This is a genomic window from Streptomyces sp. 17_S59, assembly GCF_056930295.1.
The window spans coordinates 3,257,713-3,275,304 of the sequence record NZ_JBXOWD010000001.1; the positions used below are offsets into that span (position 1 = coordinate 3,257,713).

Here is a 17,592-nt window from a genome sequence, read left to right on the forward strand (position 1 = left end):
CTTTCTCTCACAATTTGTTCGGCGGCGTCCTACTCTCCCACAGGGTCCCCCCTGCAGTACCATCGGCGCTGAAAGGCTTAGCTTCCGGGTTCGGAATGTAACCGGGCGTTTCCCTAACGCTATGACCACCGAAACACTATGAAGTTAACCAACCGGAGCATGACTCAACGGTCGTTACTTCAGAACCTACACAGTGGACGCGAGCAACTGAGGACAAGCCCTCGGCCTATTAGTACCAGTCAGCTCCAACCGTTACCGGTCTTCCACACCTGGCCTATCAACCCAGTCGTCTACTGGGAGCCTTACCCCATCAAGTGGGTGGGAGTCCTCATCTCGAAGCAGGCTTCCCGCTTAGATGCTTTCAGCGGTTATCCCTCCCGAACGTAGCCAACCAGCCATGCCCTTGGCAGGACAACTGGCACACCAGAGGTTCGTCCGTCCCGGTCCTCTCGTACTAGGGACAGCCCTTCTCAAGACTCCTACGCGCACAGCGGATAGGGACCGAACTGTCTCACGACGTTCTAAACCCAGCTCGCGTACCGCTTTAATGGGCGAACAGCCCAACCCTTGGGACCGACTCCAGCCCCAGGATGCGACGAGCCGACATCGAGGTGCCAAACCATCCCGTCGATATGGACTCTTGGGGAAGATCAGCCTGTTATCCCCGGGGTACCTTTTATCCGTTGAGCGACGGCGCTTCCACAAGCCACCGCCGGATCACTAGTCCCGACTTTCGTCCCTGCTCGACCCGTCGGTCTCACAGTCAAGCTCCCTTGTGCACTTACACTCAACACCTGATTGCCAACCAGGCTGAGGGAACCTTTGGGCGCCTCCGTTACCCTTTAGGAGGCAACCGCCCCAGTTAAACTACCCACCAGACACTGTCCCTGATCCGGATCACGGACCCAGGTTAGACATCCAGCACGACCAGAGTGGTATTTCAACGACGACTCCACACACACTGGCGTGCATGCTTCACAGTCTCCCACCTATCCTACACAAGCCGAACCGAACACCAATATCAAGCTGTAGTAAAGGTCCCGGGGTCTTTCCGTCCTGCTGCGCGAAACGAGCATCTTTACTCGTAGTGCAATTTCACCGGGCCTATGGTTGAGACAGTCGAGAAGTCGTTACGCCATTCGTGCAGGTCGGAACTTACCCGACAAGGAATTTCGCTACCTTAGGATGGTTATAGTTACCACCGCCGTTTACTGGCGCTTAAGTTCTCAGCTTCGCCCCGTCGAAACAGAGCTAACCGGTCCCCTTAACGTTCCAGCACCGGGCAGGCGTCAGTCCGTATACATCGCCTTACGGCTTCGCACGGACCTGTGTTTTTAGTAAACAGTCGCTTCTCGCTGGTCTCTGCGGCCACCCCCAGCTCAAGCAGCAAGTGCTATCACCAGGAATGGCCCCCCTTCTCCCGAAGTTACGGGGGCATTTTGCCGAGTTCCTTAACCATAGTTCACCCGAACGCCTCGGTATTCTCTACCTGACCACCTGAGTCGGTTTAGGGTACGGGCCGCCATGAAACTCGCTAGAGGCTTTTCTCGACAGCATAGGATCATCCACTTCACCACAATCGGCTCGGCATCAGGTCTCAGGCTGCATGTTGTGCGGATTTGCCTACACAACGCCCTACACCCTTACCCCGGGACAACCACCGCCCGGGCTGGACTACCTTCCTGCGTCACCCCATCGCTTACCTACTACAAGTCTGGTCCGTCGGCTCCACCACTCCCCTTCACCCGAAGGATCCAGGGCGGCTTCACGGACTTAGCATCGCCTGATTCGATATTGGGCGTTTCAAAGCGGGTACCGGAATATCAACCGGTTGTCCATCGACTACGCCTGTCGGCCTCGCCTTAGGTCCCGACTTACCCTGGGCAGATCAGCTTGACCCAGGAACCCTTAGTCAATCGGCGCACACGTTTCCCACGTGTGTATCGCTACTCATGCCTGCATTCTCACTCGTGAACCGTCCACAACTCGTTTCCACGGCTGCTTCACCCGGCACACGACGCTCCCCTACCCATCCACACACCCGTTGAGGCTGTTGTGTGAATGACACGACTTCGGCGGTACGCTTGAGCCCCGCTACATTGTCGGCGCGGAATCACTTGACCAGTGAGCTATTACGCACTCTTTCAAGGGTGGCTGCTTCTAAGCCAACCTCCTGGTTGTCTCTGCGACTCCACATCCTTTCCCACTTAGCGTACGCTTAGGGGCCTTAGTCGATGCTCTGGGCTGTTTCCCTCTCGACCATGGAGCTTATCCCCCACAGTCTCACTGCCGCGCTCTCACTTACCGGCATTCGGAGTTTGGCTAAGGTCAGTAACCCGGTAGGGCCCATCGCCTATCCAGTGCTCTACCTCCGGCAAGAAACACACGACGCTGCACCTAAATGCATTTCGGGGAGAACCAGCTATCACGGAGTTTGATTGGCCTTTCACCCCTAACCACAGGTCATCCCCCAGGTTTTCAACCCTGGTGGGTTCGGTCCTCCACGAAGTCTTACCTCCGCTTCAACCTGCCCATGGCTAGATCACTCCGCTTCGGGTCTTGGGCACGCTACTCAAACGCCCTATTCGGACTCGCTTTCGCTACGGCTTCCCCACACGGGTTAACCTCGCAACATACCGCAAACTCGCAGGCTCATTCTTCAAAAGGCACGCAGTCACGACCGCCAAGCAAGCTTGACGGCGACGCTCCCACGGCTTGTAGGCACACGGTTTCAGGTACTATTTCACTCCGCTCCCGCGGTACTTTTCACCATTCCCTCACGGTACTATCCGCTATCGGTCACCAGGGAATATTTAGGCTTAGCGGGTGGTCCCGCCAGATTCACACGGGATTTCTCGGGCCCCGTGCTACTTGGGTGTCTCTCAAACGAGCCGCTAATGTTTCAGCTACGGGGGTCTTACCCTCTACGCCGGACCTTTCGCATGTCCTTCGCCTACATCAACGGTTTCTGACTCGTCTCATGGCCGGCAGACCATGAAAGAGAGATCCCACAACCCCGCATGCGCAACCCCTGCCGGGTATCACACACATACGGTTTGGCCTCATCCGGTTTCGCTCGCCACTACTCCCGGAATCACGGTTGTTTTCTCTTCCTGCGGGTACTGAGATGTTTCACTTCCCCGCGTTCCCTCCACACTGCCTATGTGTTCAGCAGCGGGTGACAGCCCATGACGACTGCCGGGTTTCCCCATTCGGACACCCCCGGATCACAGCTCGGTTGACAGCTCCCCGGGGCCTATCGCGGCCTCCCACGTCCTTCATCGGTTCCTGGTGCCAAGGCATCCACCGTGCGCCCTTAAAAACTTGGCCACAGATGCTCGCGTCCACTGTGCAGTTCTCAAGCAACGACCAGCCACCCGTCACACCCTGCTGCTGCAGAGCTTCACCGGGGCCGGCATCGCGAAGGCTCGAGCAACGCTCGCACCCTCAGATACCCAACAGCGTGCCCGGCCCAGCCACTCACCCCACTGTGTTCCACGCCGAAGCAGTACTAACAGGGAGATCCTGAACTGTGCCGAATAGTCAACGTTCCACCCATGAGCAACCGTGCAAGACATTCGCTTGCAGCCGGCTATGTGCTCCTTAGAAAGGAGGTGATCCAGCCGCACCTTCCGGTACGGCTACCTTGTTACGACTTCGTCCCAATCGCCAGTCCCACCTTCGACGGCTCCCTCCACAAGGGTTGGGCCACCGGCTTCGGGTGTTACCGACTTTCGTGACGTGACGGGCGGTGTGTACAAGGCCCGGGAACGTATTCACCGCAGCAATGCTGATCTGCGATTACTAGCAACTCCAACTTCATGGGGTCGAGTTGCAGACCCCAATCCGAACTGAGACCGGCTTTTTGAGATTCGCTCCACCTCGCGGTATCGCAGCTCATTGTACCGGCCATTGTAGCACGTGTGCAGCCCAAGACATAAGGGGCATGATGACTTGACGTCGTCCCCACCTTCCTCCGAGTTGACCCCGGCAGTCTCCTGTGAGTCCCCATCACCCCGAAAGGCATGCTGGCAACACAGAACAAGGGTTGCGCTCGTTGCGGGACTTAACCCAACATCTCACGACACGAGCTGACGACAGCCATGCACCACCTGTACACCGACCACAAGGGGGGCACTATCTCTAGCGCTTTCCGGTGTATGTCAAGCCTTGGTAAGGTTCTTCGCGTTGCGTCGAATTAAGCCACATGCTCCGCTGCTTGTGCGGGCCCCCGTCAATTCCTTTGAGTTTTAGCCTTGCGGCCGTACTCCCCAGGCGGGGCACTTAATGCGTTAGCTGCGGCACGGACGACGTGGAATGTCGCCCACACCTAGTGCCCAACGTTTACGGCGTGGACTACCAGGGTATCTAATCCTGTTCGCTCCCCACGCTTTCGCTCCTCAGCGTCAGTATCGGCCCAGAGATCCGCCTTCGCCACCGGTGTTCCTCCTGATATCTGCGCATTTCACCGCTACACCAGGAATTCCGATCTCCCCTACCGAACTCTAGCCTGCCCGTATCGAATGCAGACCCGGGGTTAAGCCCCGGGCTTTCACATCCGACGCGACAAGCCGCCTACGAGCTCTTTACGCCCAATAATTCCGGACAACGCTTGCGCCCTACGTATTACCGCGGCTGCTGGCACGTAGTTAGCCGGCGCTTCTTCTGCAGGTACCGTCACTTTCGCTTCTTCCCTGCTGAAAGAGGTTTACAACCCGAAGGCCGTCATCCCTCACGCGGCGTCGCTGCATCAGGCTTTCGCCCATTGTGCAATATTCCCCACTGCTGCCTCCCGTAGGAGTCTGGGCCGTGTCTCAGTCCCAGTGTGGCCGGTCGCCCTCTCAGGCCGGCTACCCGTCGTCGCCTTGGTAGGCCATCACCCCACCAACAAGCTGATAGGCCGCGGGCTCATCCTGCACCGCCGGAGCTTTCCACCCGCCAAGATGCCTCGGCAGGTCGTATCCGGTATTAGACCCCGTTTCCAGGGCTTGTCCCAGAGTGCAGGGCAGATTGCCCACGTGTTACTCACCCGTTCGCCACTAATCCACCCCGAAGGGCTTCATCGTTCGACTTGCATGTGTTAAGCACGCCGCCAGCGTTCGTCCTGAGCCAGGATCAAACTCTCCGTGAATGTTTACCGGGCTGCGTTTAATTAAAAACTGCCGGTCACACTCGCGTTGAGCGGAACAGCCAGGCGGAATAAGCCCGGCCGTTCACAGCGTCCTCGCTGTGTAATCGCCTACCCGATCCGATACGGACCCGGCAGGACTTTTAAAGGAACCTCATCCATCGAGATGGACGGGGTGTCAACATATCTGGCGTTGACTTTTGGCACGCTGTTGAGTTCTCAAGGAACGGACGCTTCCTTTGTACTCACCCGCAGTGACATTCACTGGGGCTTTCCTCCGGGCGCTTCCCTTCATTGTTTCCAACCTTACCAGATCCGTTTTCCGTTCCGTTTCCGGTCCGAATTCCGTTTCCGGCCCCCTGTTGGAGCGGGGTTTGTTTCGCGCCTTCCGGCGTGATCACTACTTTAGCGGATTTCCCCGGCGACTCCTAATCGGAGTCACGATCCGAATTCCGGCATGCCGAAATTCATCCCGTTCCAGGGCCGTGCAAGCAGTGGACGCCGCCGAGCGGCTCGAAGTGCTGCCCCAGAAACCTGACGGCTCTGCGACAACCCGGAGAACATTACGCATCGGCCTCACCCGTGTCAACTCGCGTCGGGGCGCCCCTCAGTCGAGGTCGCTGAGCCGTCCGCCGGCGTCCGGCTGGGTCTCCTCCACGCGGCGGAGCAGGCGGGTGAGCATCTCGCCGAGCCGTCCGCGTTCGTCACCGGAGAGGTCCTGGAGCAGCTCCTCTTCGAAGACGGTGGCCATGCGCAGGCCCTCCAGCCACTTCGCGCGCCCTTCCTCTGTAATCCCGACGATGACGCGCACGCGGTTGCTCTCGTCCCGCTCGCGCGTGACGAGGCCCTCCCCGACCATGCGGTCGATGCGGTGGGTCATGGCGGCGGGGGTGAGGCCGAGGCGCTTGGCGAGGTCGCCGGGGCCGAGGCAGTAGGGCTCGCCGGTGAGCACGAGGGCCTTGAGGACCTCCCACTCCGCGTTGCTGATGCCCAGCTCGGCGGTCTGGCGCCCGTACGCGACGTTCATGCGCCGGTTGAGGCGGCTGAGGGCCGAGACCACGCGCTCCACCTGCGGATCCAGGCCCTGGAACTCGCGCTGGTAGACGGCGATCTGCTCTTCGAGGCTCGGCTCGGCGCGCTCGGGGGTGTCAGGCATGGGCTGCAGTATGACAGAAATGATTCGCGCTAAAGCCCTTCGCCATGTACTCTTTAGCTTCGAAGTTTAGGGTCGAAGTCTTCAAGCTTGAGGGGTGAGTGTGACCACCGCGATGGGCGCAGCGCTGCGCCGGATCCAGTTGGGCAACGCGCTGAGCGCGTTCGGCAACGGCTTCACGGTTCCGTTCCTGTTCGTCTATGTGGCGCAGGTGCGGGGCCTGGGGGCGAGCACGGCGGGGATCGTGCTTGCCACCTTCGCCGTGGCCGCGCTCGTCGTGCTGCCCTTCATCGGTCGGGTGATCGACCGGCGGGGTCCGCTGCCTGTTGCCATCGCGGGTACGGTCGCCGCCGCCGTCGGCTCCATGGGCCTCGGGCTGGCGAGCAGCCAGCCGCTGGTCGTCGCGGCCGCCGCTGCGCTCGGCGCGGGTATAGCGGTCATCCAGCCGTCCCTCGCCACGATGATCGTGTGGTGCTCGACCACGACGACCCGGTCGCGCGCCTTCGCCATGCAGTTCTTCCTGAACAACCTCGGCATGGGTGTGGGCGGCCTGCTCGGCGGCCAGCTGGTGGACACCTCGTCCCCGTCGAGCTTTGTGCGGCTCTTCGCGATCGAGTCGGTGATGTTCCTGGTGCTGGGCGCTGCGGTCGCGACCGTGCGGCTGCCCCGGGCGCCCAAGGTCGAGGACGCCTTCCCGACCGACCCCGATGCGGGCGGCCGGTGGCGCGCGCTGCTCGGGGACCGGGCCATGGTCCAGCTGTGCGTGCTGGGCTTCGTGATGTTCTTCGCCTGCTACGGACAGTTCGAGTCGGGTCTGGCGGCGTTCGCCGTCGAGGTCACCAAGATCTCGCCCGCGACGCTCGGCATCGCCCTGGCGGCGAACACCCTGACGATCGTCGTGGCGCAGTTCGTGGTGCTCAAGCTGGTGGAGCGGCGTCGGCGCAGCCGGGTCGTCGCGCTCGTCGGGCTCATATGGGCCGCGGCCTGGATCGCGGCGGGGGTCTCCGGTCTGATGCAGGGGGCGCACGGTGTGGCGATGGCGCTGCTGATCTCCACCTATGCGCTGTTCGGCATCGGCGAGTCGATGCTGTCGCCGACGATGGCTCCGCTGGTGGCGGACCTGGCACCGGCACGGCTGGTGGGTCAGTACAACTCCGCTTTCGCGCTCGTGAAGCAGCTGGCGCTGGCGGTGGGCCCGGCGGCCGGCGGTCTGATGGCCGGTGCGGGGATGTACACGGCGTACATCGTCGTGCTGGTCGGCTGCTCGCTGGGCATCTCCGTGCTGGCGCTGCGCCTGGGCCGCCGTCTCACTGCGACGCAGGACAACCCGCTCACCGCGAAGCCGCGCCGGCCGGTGGCCGACGCCGACAAGCGGATACCCGTGGCGGCCTGACCGTCACCCGTGCCCGACCGGCAGCGCAAACTCGCACCACACCGCTTTCCCGCCGCCCGGCGTCCGTCGCGACCCCCACGACGAGGCGATGGTGGCGATGATCGAGATGCCCCGCCCGGCCTCGTCCGCCGGCTCCGCCCGGCGCCGCCGCGGAAGGTGGTCGTCCCCGTCGGTGACCTCGATGATCAGCCGGCGGTCGGTGCGGCGCAGCCGGAGCCGCATGGGTGGCGTGCCGTGCTGGAGGGAGTTGGCCACCAGCTCGCTCGCGGCCAGGACGCCGAGGTCGTGGAGTTCGGGGGAAAAGCGCCAGCTGGCCAGCACGCCCGAGGCGAAGGCCCTGGCGCGGGGCGCGGCCTCGACCCCGCCGAGCAGTTCCAGCGCGGCGTTGTGGAACAGCTCGGCGTCGTGGCCCGTACGGGCGGGGTGCTGGAGGACGAGGACGGCGACGTCGTCGTCGTGCTCCTGGGTCACGCCGAGGGCTCGGATGAGCCGGTCGCACATGACCTGGGGCGAGCCCGTGGCGCCGGCGAAGGCGCGCTCGAGGGCGGCGACGCCCTCGTCGATGTCCTCGTCGCGCCGCTCGACCAGGCCGTCCGTATAGAGGACGGCGCTAGAGCCGGGGCCGAGGGGCAGACTGCCGGAGGTGTGCAGCCAGCCGCCGGTGCCGAGCGGGGGGCCGGTGGGTTCGGCGGCGCGGCGGACGGTGCCGTCGGGGTCGCGGACGAGGATGGGCAGGTGCCCTGCCGAGGCGTAGACGAGGCGGCCCTCGTTGGGGTCGTGGACGGCGTAGACGCACGTGGCGATCTGTGTCGCGTCGATCTCGGCGGCGAGGCCGTCGAGGAGCTGGAGGACCTCGTGGGGCGGGAGGTCGAGGCGCGCGTAGGCCCGTACGGCCGTGCGGAGCTGGCCCATGACGGCGGCCGCGCGCACGCCGCGGCCCATGACGTCGCCGATGACCAGGGCGGTGCGTCCGGCGCCGAGGGTGATGACGTCGTACCAGTCGCCGCCGACGGCGGTGTCCTTGCCGCCGGGCTGGTAGGTGGCGGCGACGCGGAGGTCGTCGGGCTGCTCCAGCTCCTGGGGCAGCAGACTGCGCTGGAGAGTGACGGCCGCCTCCCGCTGGCGGCGTTCGCTGGCCCGCAGCCGCTCGGCGGCTTCGACCTGGTCGGTGACGTCGGCGGCGAAGACGAGAACGCCGCGCCGGCTGTCCGGGCCCTCTCCGACCTCGAGCGGGGAGCAGGTGAAGGTGTAGTAGCCGTGCCGGATCCGGGGGTCGGGCTCACCGGCCGCACCCGTCCCCGTGCTCGGGGGTGCGGGCACGGAGACGCGGCGGGATTTGACGGTGCGGGGCCTGCCGCTGCGCAGGACCTGGTCCATCAGGGGCAGCAGGCCGAGTTCCTGCAGCTCGGGGAGGGCGGTGCGGGCGGGTGCGCCGGGGGTGCGGGGGCCGAAGAGGGCGGCGTAGGCGTCGTTGACATAGGCGATGCGGTGGTCGGGCCCGTAGACGACGGCGACGAGGGCCGGGACCTGGCCGAGGATGTCGTGGACGGACAGCGCGTCGAGGCCCGGGACGGGCTCCGCTTCGGCGTCGGCGGCGGGGCTGCTCCCGGCGCGGGCGGCGGGCACGGAGCCGGGGCCTGCCTGGGCCTGCGCGGAACCGGCGGACGTGCGGTCGGCGCGCGCCGCTGCTCGGCGCTGTGTTCCGGGGAGCCGGGCGCTCCAGCGGGTGAAGTTCACTGAGGATTACCTCGCGGAGTCGTTCCGGATCAGCTCGGCGACGTGGGGCGGCTGGACCGCGTGCCCGGCGCGGGGCCGCGGTGGGCGGTGCGGGGACCGGGCCCCGGGGAAGTGCAGCAAACGTCCGAATCCTCATGATTGTTACTCTTCGCAGATACCAGCCCACCCATGGTCACACGTCCAGTGTGGCCGACCGGACTGACATCCGTCAGACGCCGTGCCCTGCGGGGGAGTTCCCCGCTCCGGCGTACGCCTGTGACCTGCTTCAACTCGCCTCGGGATGGCGTCCCGTACCCGCCGCAAGTTCGAATTCGGCCCGGGGGTTTTCCAGCGAGCCGAGCGAGACGATCTCACGTTTGAACAGTCCGGCGATGGTCCATTCGGCAAGAACGCGCGCCTTCCGGTTGAAGGTGGGCAGTCTGCCGAGGTGGTAGGCGCGGTGCATGAACCACGCGGGATAGCCCTTGAGCTTCTTGCCGTAGACGTGCGCAACGCCCTTGTGGACGCCCAGCGAGGCGACGGATCCGATGTACTTGTGCCGGTAGTCGCGGAGTTCCCGGCCGCGCAGCGAGGCGAGGACGTTGTGGGCGAGGACCTTGGCCTGGCGGACGGCGTGCTGCGAGTTGGGGGCGCACAGTTCGCCGGTCGCGCCCCCGGCGTCTCCGGCGTCTTTGGCGTCTCCGGCCCGGGAGGCGCCGTTGGCGGTGAGGTCCGGCACGGCCGCGGCGTCCCCGGCCGCCCATGCGTGCTCGACCCCGTCGACGCGCAGGGCCGCGGTGCACTTGACCCTGCCGCGCTCGTCGAGCGGCAGGTCGGTGGCGGCGAGGACGGGATGGGGCTTGACGCCCGCGGTCCACACGAGCGTACGGGTCGGGAAGCGCGAGCCGTCGCTGAGCACGGCGACACGGTTCTCGCACGAGTCCAGGCGGGTGTCGAGGCGTACGTCGATGTTGCGGCCGCGCAGTTCGCGGATCGTGTAGCGGCCCATCTCCTCACCGACTTCGGGAAGGATGCGGTTGCTGGCCTCCACGAGGATGAATTTCAGGTCGGTGGGCTCGATGTTGTGGTAGTACCGCGCGGCGTAGCGGGCCATGTCCTCCAGCTCGGCGAGGGCTTCCACGCCTGCGTAGCCGCCGCCGACGAAGACGAAGGTCAGGGCGGCGTCGCGCACCTCGGGGTCACGGGTGGAGGAGGCGATGTCCATCTGTTCGAGGACGTGGTTGCGCAGGCCGATGGCCTCCTCGACGCTCTTGAAGCCGATGCCGTAGTCGGCGAGGCCGGGGACGGGAAGGGTGCGCGAGACGGAGCCGGGGGCGAGGATCAGCTCGTCGTAGTGGACGAGGATCGCGCCGGTGCCCTCCTCCTCGGTGGCGAGGGTCTTCACGGTGGCCGTGCGCTTGGCGTGGTCGACGGCCGTGACCTCGCCGACGACGACATCGCACTTGTCCAGGGTGCGGCGGAGGGGGACGACGACGTGGCGGGGGTTGATCGAGCCGGCTGCGGCCTCGGGCAGGAAGGGCTGGTAGGTCATGTACGGCTCGGGGCAGATCACCATGATCTCGGCCTCGTCGCGCTTGAGCTTGCGCTGGAGGTGCAGGGAGGCGAACAGGCCGACGCAGCCGCCGCCGACGACGAGGATGCGGGTGGGGAACGGCTTGCCCGCGCCGCCTGGGGCACTGCTGCTTCCGTCCTGCGTCCGGGCGCCTTCCGCTTCCTCCCGCGGCCGCCCCTGCGGCTGCGCCCCTGCCTGCTGCCGGTCTGCTCCGGCCCGCTCCTGGGCCTGCTCCGCGCGGTGCCCCTGCCGCCTCTCCTGTGCCTCCCGGTCCCGGCGCGCCGGTTCGTTCACCAAGGCCACTTCCTCCTCGCGTCGCCCCTCACGTCATCGGGCGTCATCGGGCATCGTCGTCGCGTTGCGGCACTCCTCCTTCCCATGACGCCTCGCCTTCGGTGGTTTGTCCACAGGCCCTGCGAAATGTATGACTGGCGACGGAGCTGATCCCTCCACGGCGAAGCCACTGTTCCGGGAGGAAGGAACGCAGGTCAGGGCGGGTGCGTCGGGGTGGTGCGGTGGTGCAGAATCAAAGGAGATCGGGCCAGTACTCCAATCGGGGATGGCCTGTGCGGAGCTACCCCCTTCTTTCTTGACCTGGGCTCAACTATGTTCGTACTCCGTCGGGGTGACGAGACACGCCCCGGCAGTCAGGGCGGGGAGTCTCCGGGGGGAGACGTCATAACCGGGGGAACGTATGCACATTCAGAGCACTCATTGGTCTGCTGCTGTCGCGACGGCCGACGGCGTCGGCGGTCGTAATACGCCGTTGCGCGTGGATGCTCAGCGCAATCTCGAACACGTACTGCGGGCGGCTCGCGAGGTCTTCGGCGAGCTGGGGTACGGGGCGCCGATGGAGGACGTGGCGCGCCGGGCCCGGGTGGGCGTGGGGACGGTGTACCGCCGCTTCCCCAGCAAGGACGTGCTGGTCCGCCGGATAGCCGAGGAGGAGACCGCACGCCTGACCGAGCAGGCCCGGACGGCGCTCGGGCAGGAGGACGAGCCGTGGTCGGCGCTGTCGCGGTTCCTCCGCACGTCGGTGGCCTCGGGCGCGGGCCGGCTGCTGCCGCCGCAGGTGCTGCGGGTCGGCGTCGACGTGGAGTCCGAGGAGAGCCGGGAGCGGGCGCAGGTCCAGGACCGGGCGCGGGTGCCGCAGCAGCGGCAGCCGGTCGCCGCGGGCCAGCTGCACGAGCTGCGGCTCGTCGAGCAGCGGCCGACGGTGGTCGAGGAGCGTGACGACGCGGGAGCGGCGGCGCTGCTCGAGGTCGTGGGCCGGCTCGTCGAGCGGGCCCGGTCGGCGGGTGAGCTGCGTGCGGATGTGACGGTCGCCGATGTGCTGCTGGTGATAGCGACGGCGGCGCCTTCGCTGCCGGATGCCGCACAGCAGGCGGCGGCATCCTCGCGGCTGCTGGACATCCTGCTCGAAGGGCTGCGTTCGCGCCCGGGCAAGTAGTTCTCCGGTGCTGGATCTCCGGTTCTCCGGAGATCCAGCCGTCCGATAGACCTTCACCATTCACCGGCCCGCCGGCCGTTCACCGTTCATCGGGCGTTCACCGCTCATCGCTCACCGCTCGGTTCTTGGTTCGCCTGTCGGTTCATCGGCTCGTCGGCTGGCTGCTTCTCCAGATACTCCGCTACTCCTACTCCGCTCCTGCATTTCTTCGCGAGCGGCCAATAGTCGGAAGGGGGGCGCGCGTTCGGAAAGCCTTTCCCATTCGAGTGACCCGTAGTGCTCCGGGGTGTGAACAAGACCCGGACGAGTGGTTGCAGTTGCCGAAGTGACCCAGACGCGTTCCTGTGTGCGACGCTGCTCACAATTCGAGTGTGCCGACATGTGCGGCGTCTACGGGGAGCCTCCGCTATGGGAGTTGACGGGCGGGAAGAACCGCGAAGAAGCGAGGAGGCGGACGAACCTCCGCCAATGTGCACCGTGCCCGGCCAGGGAAGCCCGACCGTTTCGGGTTCTCTTGCCGGGGACGGTTCCGAGGCCGGGGCCGGAAGCGGCTCCGGGTCCGGTGCCGGTGCCGGTGCCGGCTGGGCCCGGGATTCGGATGCCGGCGCCCTGGAGCTGTGGCGGGGTGTCTCCGATGCCGGGGTTCCGCAGCAGCGGGCGGGCAAGTGGGAGGCGACCGGAGTGCGCCTCCCGACCCGGCACGAACTGGCCTCCGGTTCCGGGACCGCCGCCGAACCGGCCGTCGAGGGCGCGCATGGACCGGCTGCCGACCCCTGTACGGACGCCGATGCGCGGACTGATGATGCCGGTGTGCGCGATGGTGTGCGGAGTGACGCGGGCGGGGCTGCGGCGGACGGGCCGCCGTCGGACCTCGAGCTGGTCGCCCGTATGCGTGGCGGTACCGACGACGACGCCTACGAGGAGCTGTACCGGAGGCATGCGGCCGCGGTCCGCCGGTATGCGCGCAGTTGCTGCTGGGACCAGCACACGGCCGAGGACCTGACCAACGAGGTCTTCGCGCGCACGCTGCAGGCGGTCCAGTCCGGCGCCGGGCCGGACTCGGCGGTGCGGGCGTATCTGCTGACCACCGTGCGGCGGGTGGCGGCGGTGTGGGGGAAGACGGCGAAGAGGGAGCACCTGGTCGAGGACTTCGCCGTGTTCGCCTCGTCGGCGGTGTCGGCTTCGGTCAATGCCGAGGACGACACGCTCAACCTGGGCGCGGATGTCCGGGCCATGCAGGAGGCGGAGGAGTCCCTGGCCGTGCAGGCCTTCCGCAGTCTGCCGGAGCGGTGGCAGACGGTGCTCTGGCACACCACCGTCGAGGAGGAGTCGCCGAGCGAGGTCGCTCCGCTGCTGGGGTTGAGCGCCAATGCGACGGCGGTGCTGGCGCACCGGGCGAGGGAGGGGCTGAAGCAGGCGTATTTGCAGGCCCACGTCAGTACGTCGCTGACGTCGGGCGGTGAGTGCGCGCTCTATGCGGACCGGCTGGGGGCGTATGCGCGCGGCAGGCTGCGGACGCGTGCCGAGCGGGGCATGCGCAAGCACCTGGAGAGCTGTGCGCGGTGCCGTACTGCGGCGCTCGAGGTCGCGGACGTCAACGCGCGGCTGCGTGCGCTGCTGCCGACGGCGGTGATCGGCTGGTTCGCGGCCGGGTGGTCGGTCAAGGCCACGACGGGGATGGCGGCCGGTGCCGGAGCCGGGGCCGGTGCCGGTGCTGCGGTGGGGGCGGGGGCTGGGGAGGGGGTGGGGGGAGGGGCCCCCGCAGCGAGTGGCAGTCCAAGCGCCTCCCCGCCCCCCACCTCTGCCCCTGCCCCTGCCCCCACCTCTCCCCCACCCCCGCCCCTCCGTCTGAGCCGAGGTCTGGGGTTCCCCGCGAAGGCCGGTTTCGCGGCGGGGGTGGTGGCCGCGGCAGGAGCAGCCGTCGCCTATGTGCTGACGGGCAATTCCGCGGCTCCGCCGGAGAAGCCGCGGGCCGAGGCGAAGGCGGCCCCGTCATCGGTGACCAGGACCAGGCCGAGCAGGGTGCGCTCGTCGGCCCCGGCCACGCGCCCCGCCCTGGTGGTGCAGTCGCTCTCGCCGCGGCCGTCGGTGTCGACCGCGCCGACGCTCACGCCGACACCGGCCGAAGAGGCCGGGGAGCCGACGGCACGAGCGGCAGCGCTTCCGTCGGCCGGGCGGCCGGTGTCACCGGAGGCTTCCCGGCCCGTTTCCCACTCCTCCTCCCGGCCGGCCTCCACGACCGGGCCGGTGCACGCCAAGCCGTCGACGGCGAAGCCCCAGCGCAGTCCGTCCCCGCGGCCGTCGGGTGTCTACCGGCTCAACGAGCTGGAGTTCGGCATCCAGGGCGACGGCACCGAGCCGGAGATCCGGCTGAGCGGCGGCAGTTGGCTGTGGCAGCGGTACGGGATGCGGATCGGCGGCGAGTCGTACGGGTACGGGGTGAGCGTCCACGCGTCGTCGTCCGTGACGATCGGCTTGAATCGTTCCTGCACCGCCTACGACGCGCTGGCGGGCGTCGACGACATGACCCTGGGCCTCGGCACGGTGCGGTTCTCCGTCTTCGGGGACGGGGAGCGGCTGTGGTCCTCTCCCGCGGTCCGGGGCAGCCGGGCGCCGGTGCCGGTGCACGTGCCGCTGGCGGGCCGGAAGACGCTGCGCCTGGTGGTGGAGCCGAGGAGCACGCTGGACCGCATGGCGGTGGCGGACTGGGCGCTGGCCCGCATCACCTGCGGGCCGGGCCGCTGAGAGGACGGCTCACGGGCAGAGGACGGCTCACAGGCTCGGCCGCGGCATCACCCCGCCCGCCACTGCCCGGCAGCGCGGGGCCGCCGAGCCCGTCCAGCACGTGCCGCGGCGGGCTAGCAGGCGCCTGAGCCAGATCTCCGTGGCGACCAGTTCCGCGAGGCCGTCCAGTGGTACCGGCTCCCCCTGTGCCGCCGCGCGCAGCGCTCCGCGGACGACGTGGGCCTCGATCAGGCCCGCGTCGGCGAGCAGGGGCCTGGTGAAAAGGTCCAGCAGGAGGCCCATGGACGTGGTCAGTCCGGCCCGGGCCGCCGCCGCGTGCGAGGCGTGAGTCGTGGCGCCCCAGCCGGGCGGCAGTTCGCGGATGCCCGTACCGGCGAGCACGGCGCGCAGTACGGAGGCGCGCGCCCCTGGTTGGACGCGGAGCGCCTCGGGGAGGGCACGGCAGGCGCGTACGACCTGGTTGTCGAAGAAGGGGGTGTGGAGGCGCTGGCCGCGCACCTCGGTGGCCTGTTCGAAGACGCGGTGGTCGGCCGCGTGCCGGATGAGTGCGGCGGCGGCGCGCCCCTCGCCGGGGCGGCACAGCGGGCCCAGGGGCGGCCGTACTGCGGCGCCTTGGAGGCGAACCGATACTTCAGCAAGCGCCTCGCCCGTGAGCCAGCGTGCGGCGGGTCCGGGCCGGCACCAGGTGAGCGCGGCCAGCGAGGCGTCGACGGCGCCGGTCGCCGGGGCGGCCGCCGCGTCGAGGTGCGGCGCGGCCCGCAGCAGTGCGGCCGCGGCTGCCTCCAGTCCTTCCCGGTGAGTGGTGCGGGCGAGCCGCCGGGCGGCCCGGTAGACGGTGAAGGGCACGGACAGCGGGTGTGCCGGGCCGCCGTCGGCGCGGGCCAGGGCGGAGACGGGCCGCAGCAGGTGGCGCCGTCGGCGGTCCATCAGCAGGTCGGCGAGGCGGGCCGGGTGGGCGTCGAGGACCTGCCGGGCGCCGTGGCCGACGAGGTGGTCGGCGCCGCCCGCGGCGAGCCGCCGCCGGTGCCGGGCGGCGGTGACGATGGCGGGTCCGGGTTCGTCGGTCAGCGGCCCGTCGTCGAGGCCGGCGTACGGGAGGGCTTCGGCGCCCGCCGCGACGATGACGTGGTGGAGGCGCGGTCCGGAGGCGAGGGCGCGGGCGCGTTCGAGTTCGGATTCGCGGGCCCGGCTGCCGCCGCTGGTGAGGCTGCCGGTGGCGAGGTCGTTGAAGGTGACGGCGAGCAGCCGCTCCCCCGCGCCGGTGCCGAGTCCGTAGGGGGTGCCGGGCAGGCCGGGGAGGCCCGCGGCGAGGAGGGCCAGGGTGCCGGAGGCGCTGCCGCCGGAGAGGTCGGCGCCGATGCCGGGGGCGGGTCCGCCGCGGGCGGCGCGCCGGTGGGCAGAGCCCGTGCCGGGTACAGGGCCGGGGTCGTAGGCCGGGGCGTGGCGGGGGGCGGCGAGGCGAGTGCGTACGGCCTCGACGAGGGCGTCCCGTACGCCGTCCACGGCCTGGGCGGCGTCGAGTTGGGGGCCTGCGACGGCGAGGGAGGCGGTGGGCTCGTAGCCGGCGATGTCGCGGGCGCCGTCGCGGAGGACGAGGGCGTGGCCGGGCGGGATGCGCCGTACGCCTGCGTAGGGGGTGCTGTCGCCGAGGGCCTCGGGCGTGTCGGGGCAGGCGAGGAGTGCGGCGAGGTGGCCGATGTCGAGCTGGGCCTCGACGAGGTCGGCGAGCGGGAGGGCGGCGGTGGCGTAGGCGGTGCCGCCGGACCAGGCGGTGTGGAAGACGGGCCGGGCGCCGGCGAGGTCGCCGACGACGGTGACCCGGCGGCCGACCTGGGCGACGGCGGTGTAGCTGCCGGGCCAGGCGGTGAGGTGGCGGAGGGCGCCGCCGCGGGCGGCGAGCAGGCCGCCGCGCAGGGCGTGGTCGTCGGCGCCGCAGCGGCCGAGGACGGCGAGGCGGGTGGTGGGGTCGGCGTGGATGACGCGGACTTCGTCGGGGCGCCAGTCGCCGACGGCCCACAGGGGTGCGAGGTCGCCCCACAGGAGCCGGGCGCCGACCGGGTGGACGGTGCCGCCGTCGGGGCCGGCGGGGCCTTCGCCGGCGTCGTGGTGCGGGGCGTTCCCGGTGGAGGCGCGGCTCCATCCCACCAACCAGCGCATTGCCGCCTCCACAGGCTGTGGACAACCAACAGGTAGCAGTAGCAGCAGTCATCATGCACAGCGAGCGGCCGGTTGCGACATCCGACAGGCAACACATTGGTTGCATCTGTCACTTCAACTCGCTGTTCGGAGCCGAGAAGTGTCGTTTCGTCAGAAATGCCGACCGGTAAGCCGGGCAAAGGAAGGGACAAGGGTGGCAGCAAATGCTCGCCGGGGCAAAACCGGTGAATGATCGACCCCGCTTGTCCCCGGAGGCGCTCTGCGGCCGGATTCGGCC

The 17,592-nt window shown here is 68.0% G+C and carries 7 protein-coding genes and 3 rRNA genes; 3 read left to right on the forward strand and 7 right to left on the reverse strand.

Translation table 11 applies throughout. The annotated features are described in order from the left end of the window. Positions 1-16 precede the first annotated feature (16 nt). The 4 genes from rrf to AC1Z4A_RS14465 form a co-directional block, all read right to left on the reverse strand. Positions 17-133, reverse strand: a 5S ribosomal RNA gene (gene rrf / locus AC1Z4A_RS14450). A gap of 76 nt (positions 134-209) precedes the next feature. Continuing rightward, positions 210-3,330, reverse strand: a 23S ribosomal RNA gene (locus AC1Z4A_RS14455). Positions 3,331-3,607: 277 nt separating this feature from the next. Continuing rightward, a 16S ribosomal RNA gene (locus tag AC1Z4A_RS14460) occupies positions 3,608-5,131 on the reverse strand. The 16S, 23S and 5S rRNA genes sit together here, the layout of an rRNA operon. Positions 5,132-5,735: 604 nt before the next feature. Next, positions 5,736-6,284 carry a MarR family winged helix-turn-helix transcriptional regulator gene (locus tag AC1Z4A_RS14465; RefSeq protein ID WP_483678999.1) on the reverse strand — a complete coding sequence of 183 codons (549 nt, stop codon included), beginning with the start codon at positions 6,282-6,284 and terminating at the stop codon, positions 5,736-5,738. 100 nt (positions 6,285-6,384) lie between these two features. On the opposite strand from AC1Z4A_RS14465, the gene AC1Z4A_RS14470 reads away from it, so the two are divergent. Continuing rightward, a complete protein-coding gene (locus AC1Z4A_RS14470; protein ID WP_483683596.1) occupies positions 6,385-7,674 on the forward strand; it encodes an MFS transporter in 1,290 nt (429 codons plus the stop codon). 3 nt (positions 7,675-7,677) lie between these two features. Here the strand turns inward: AC1Z4A_RS14470 and AC1Z4A_RS14475 are convergent, their stop codons facing one another. Together AC1Z4A_RS14475 and AC1Z4A_RS14480 are read right to left on the reverse strand one after the other, a co-directional pair. Next, entirely contained in the window at positions 7,678-9,411 is a 1,734-nt protein-coding gene (locus AC1Z4A_RS14475; RefSeq protein ID WP_483679001.1) for an ATP-binding SpoIIE family protein phosphatase, read from the reverse strand. A 265-nt stretch (positions 9,412-9,676) separates the two neighbouring features. After that, positions 9,677-11,050 carry an NAD(P)/FAD-dependent oxidoreductase gene (locus AC1Z4A_RS14480; protein WP_483683597.1) on the reverse strand — a complete coding sequence of 458 codons (1,374 nt, stop codon included), beginning with the start codon at positions 11,048-11,050 and terminating at the stop codon, positions 9,677-9,679. 607 nt (positions 11,051-11,657) lie between these two features. Here AC1Z4A_RS14480 and AC1Z4A_RS14485 point away from each other — a divergent pair. Further along, positions 11,658-12,413 (forward strand): TetR/AcrR family transcriptional regulator, encoded by a 756-nt coding sequence (locus AC1Z4A_RS14485; protein ID WP_483679003.1) that lies wholly within the window; start codon positions 11,658-11,660, stop codon positions 12,411-12,413. A gap of 468 nt (positions 12,414-12,881) precedes the next feature. Continuing rightward, the gene (locus AC1Z4A_RS14490) at positions 12,882-15,158 is read left to right on the forward strand and encodes a sigma-70 family RNA polymerase sigma factor (RefSeq protein ID WP_483679005.1); all 2,277 of its coding nucleotides are present in this window, start codon (positions 12,882-12,884) and stop codon (positions 15,156-15,158) included. 27 nt (positions 15,159-15,185) lie between these two features. On the opposite strand, the gene AC1Z4A_RS14495 is transcribed toward AC1Z4A_RS14490, so the two are convergent. Next, positions 15,186-17,315: an asparagine synthase-related protein gene (locus AC1Z4A_RS14495; protein ID WP_483679007.1), complete on the reverse strand. Its 2,130-nt coding sequence runs from the start codon at positions 17,313-17,315 to the stop codon at positions 15,186-15,188. Positions 17,316-17,592: the final 277 nt, after the last annotated feature.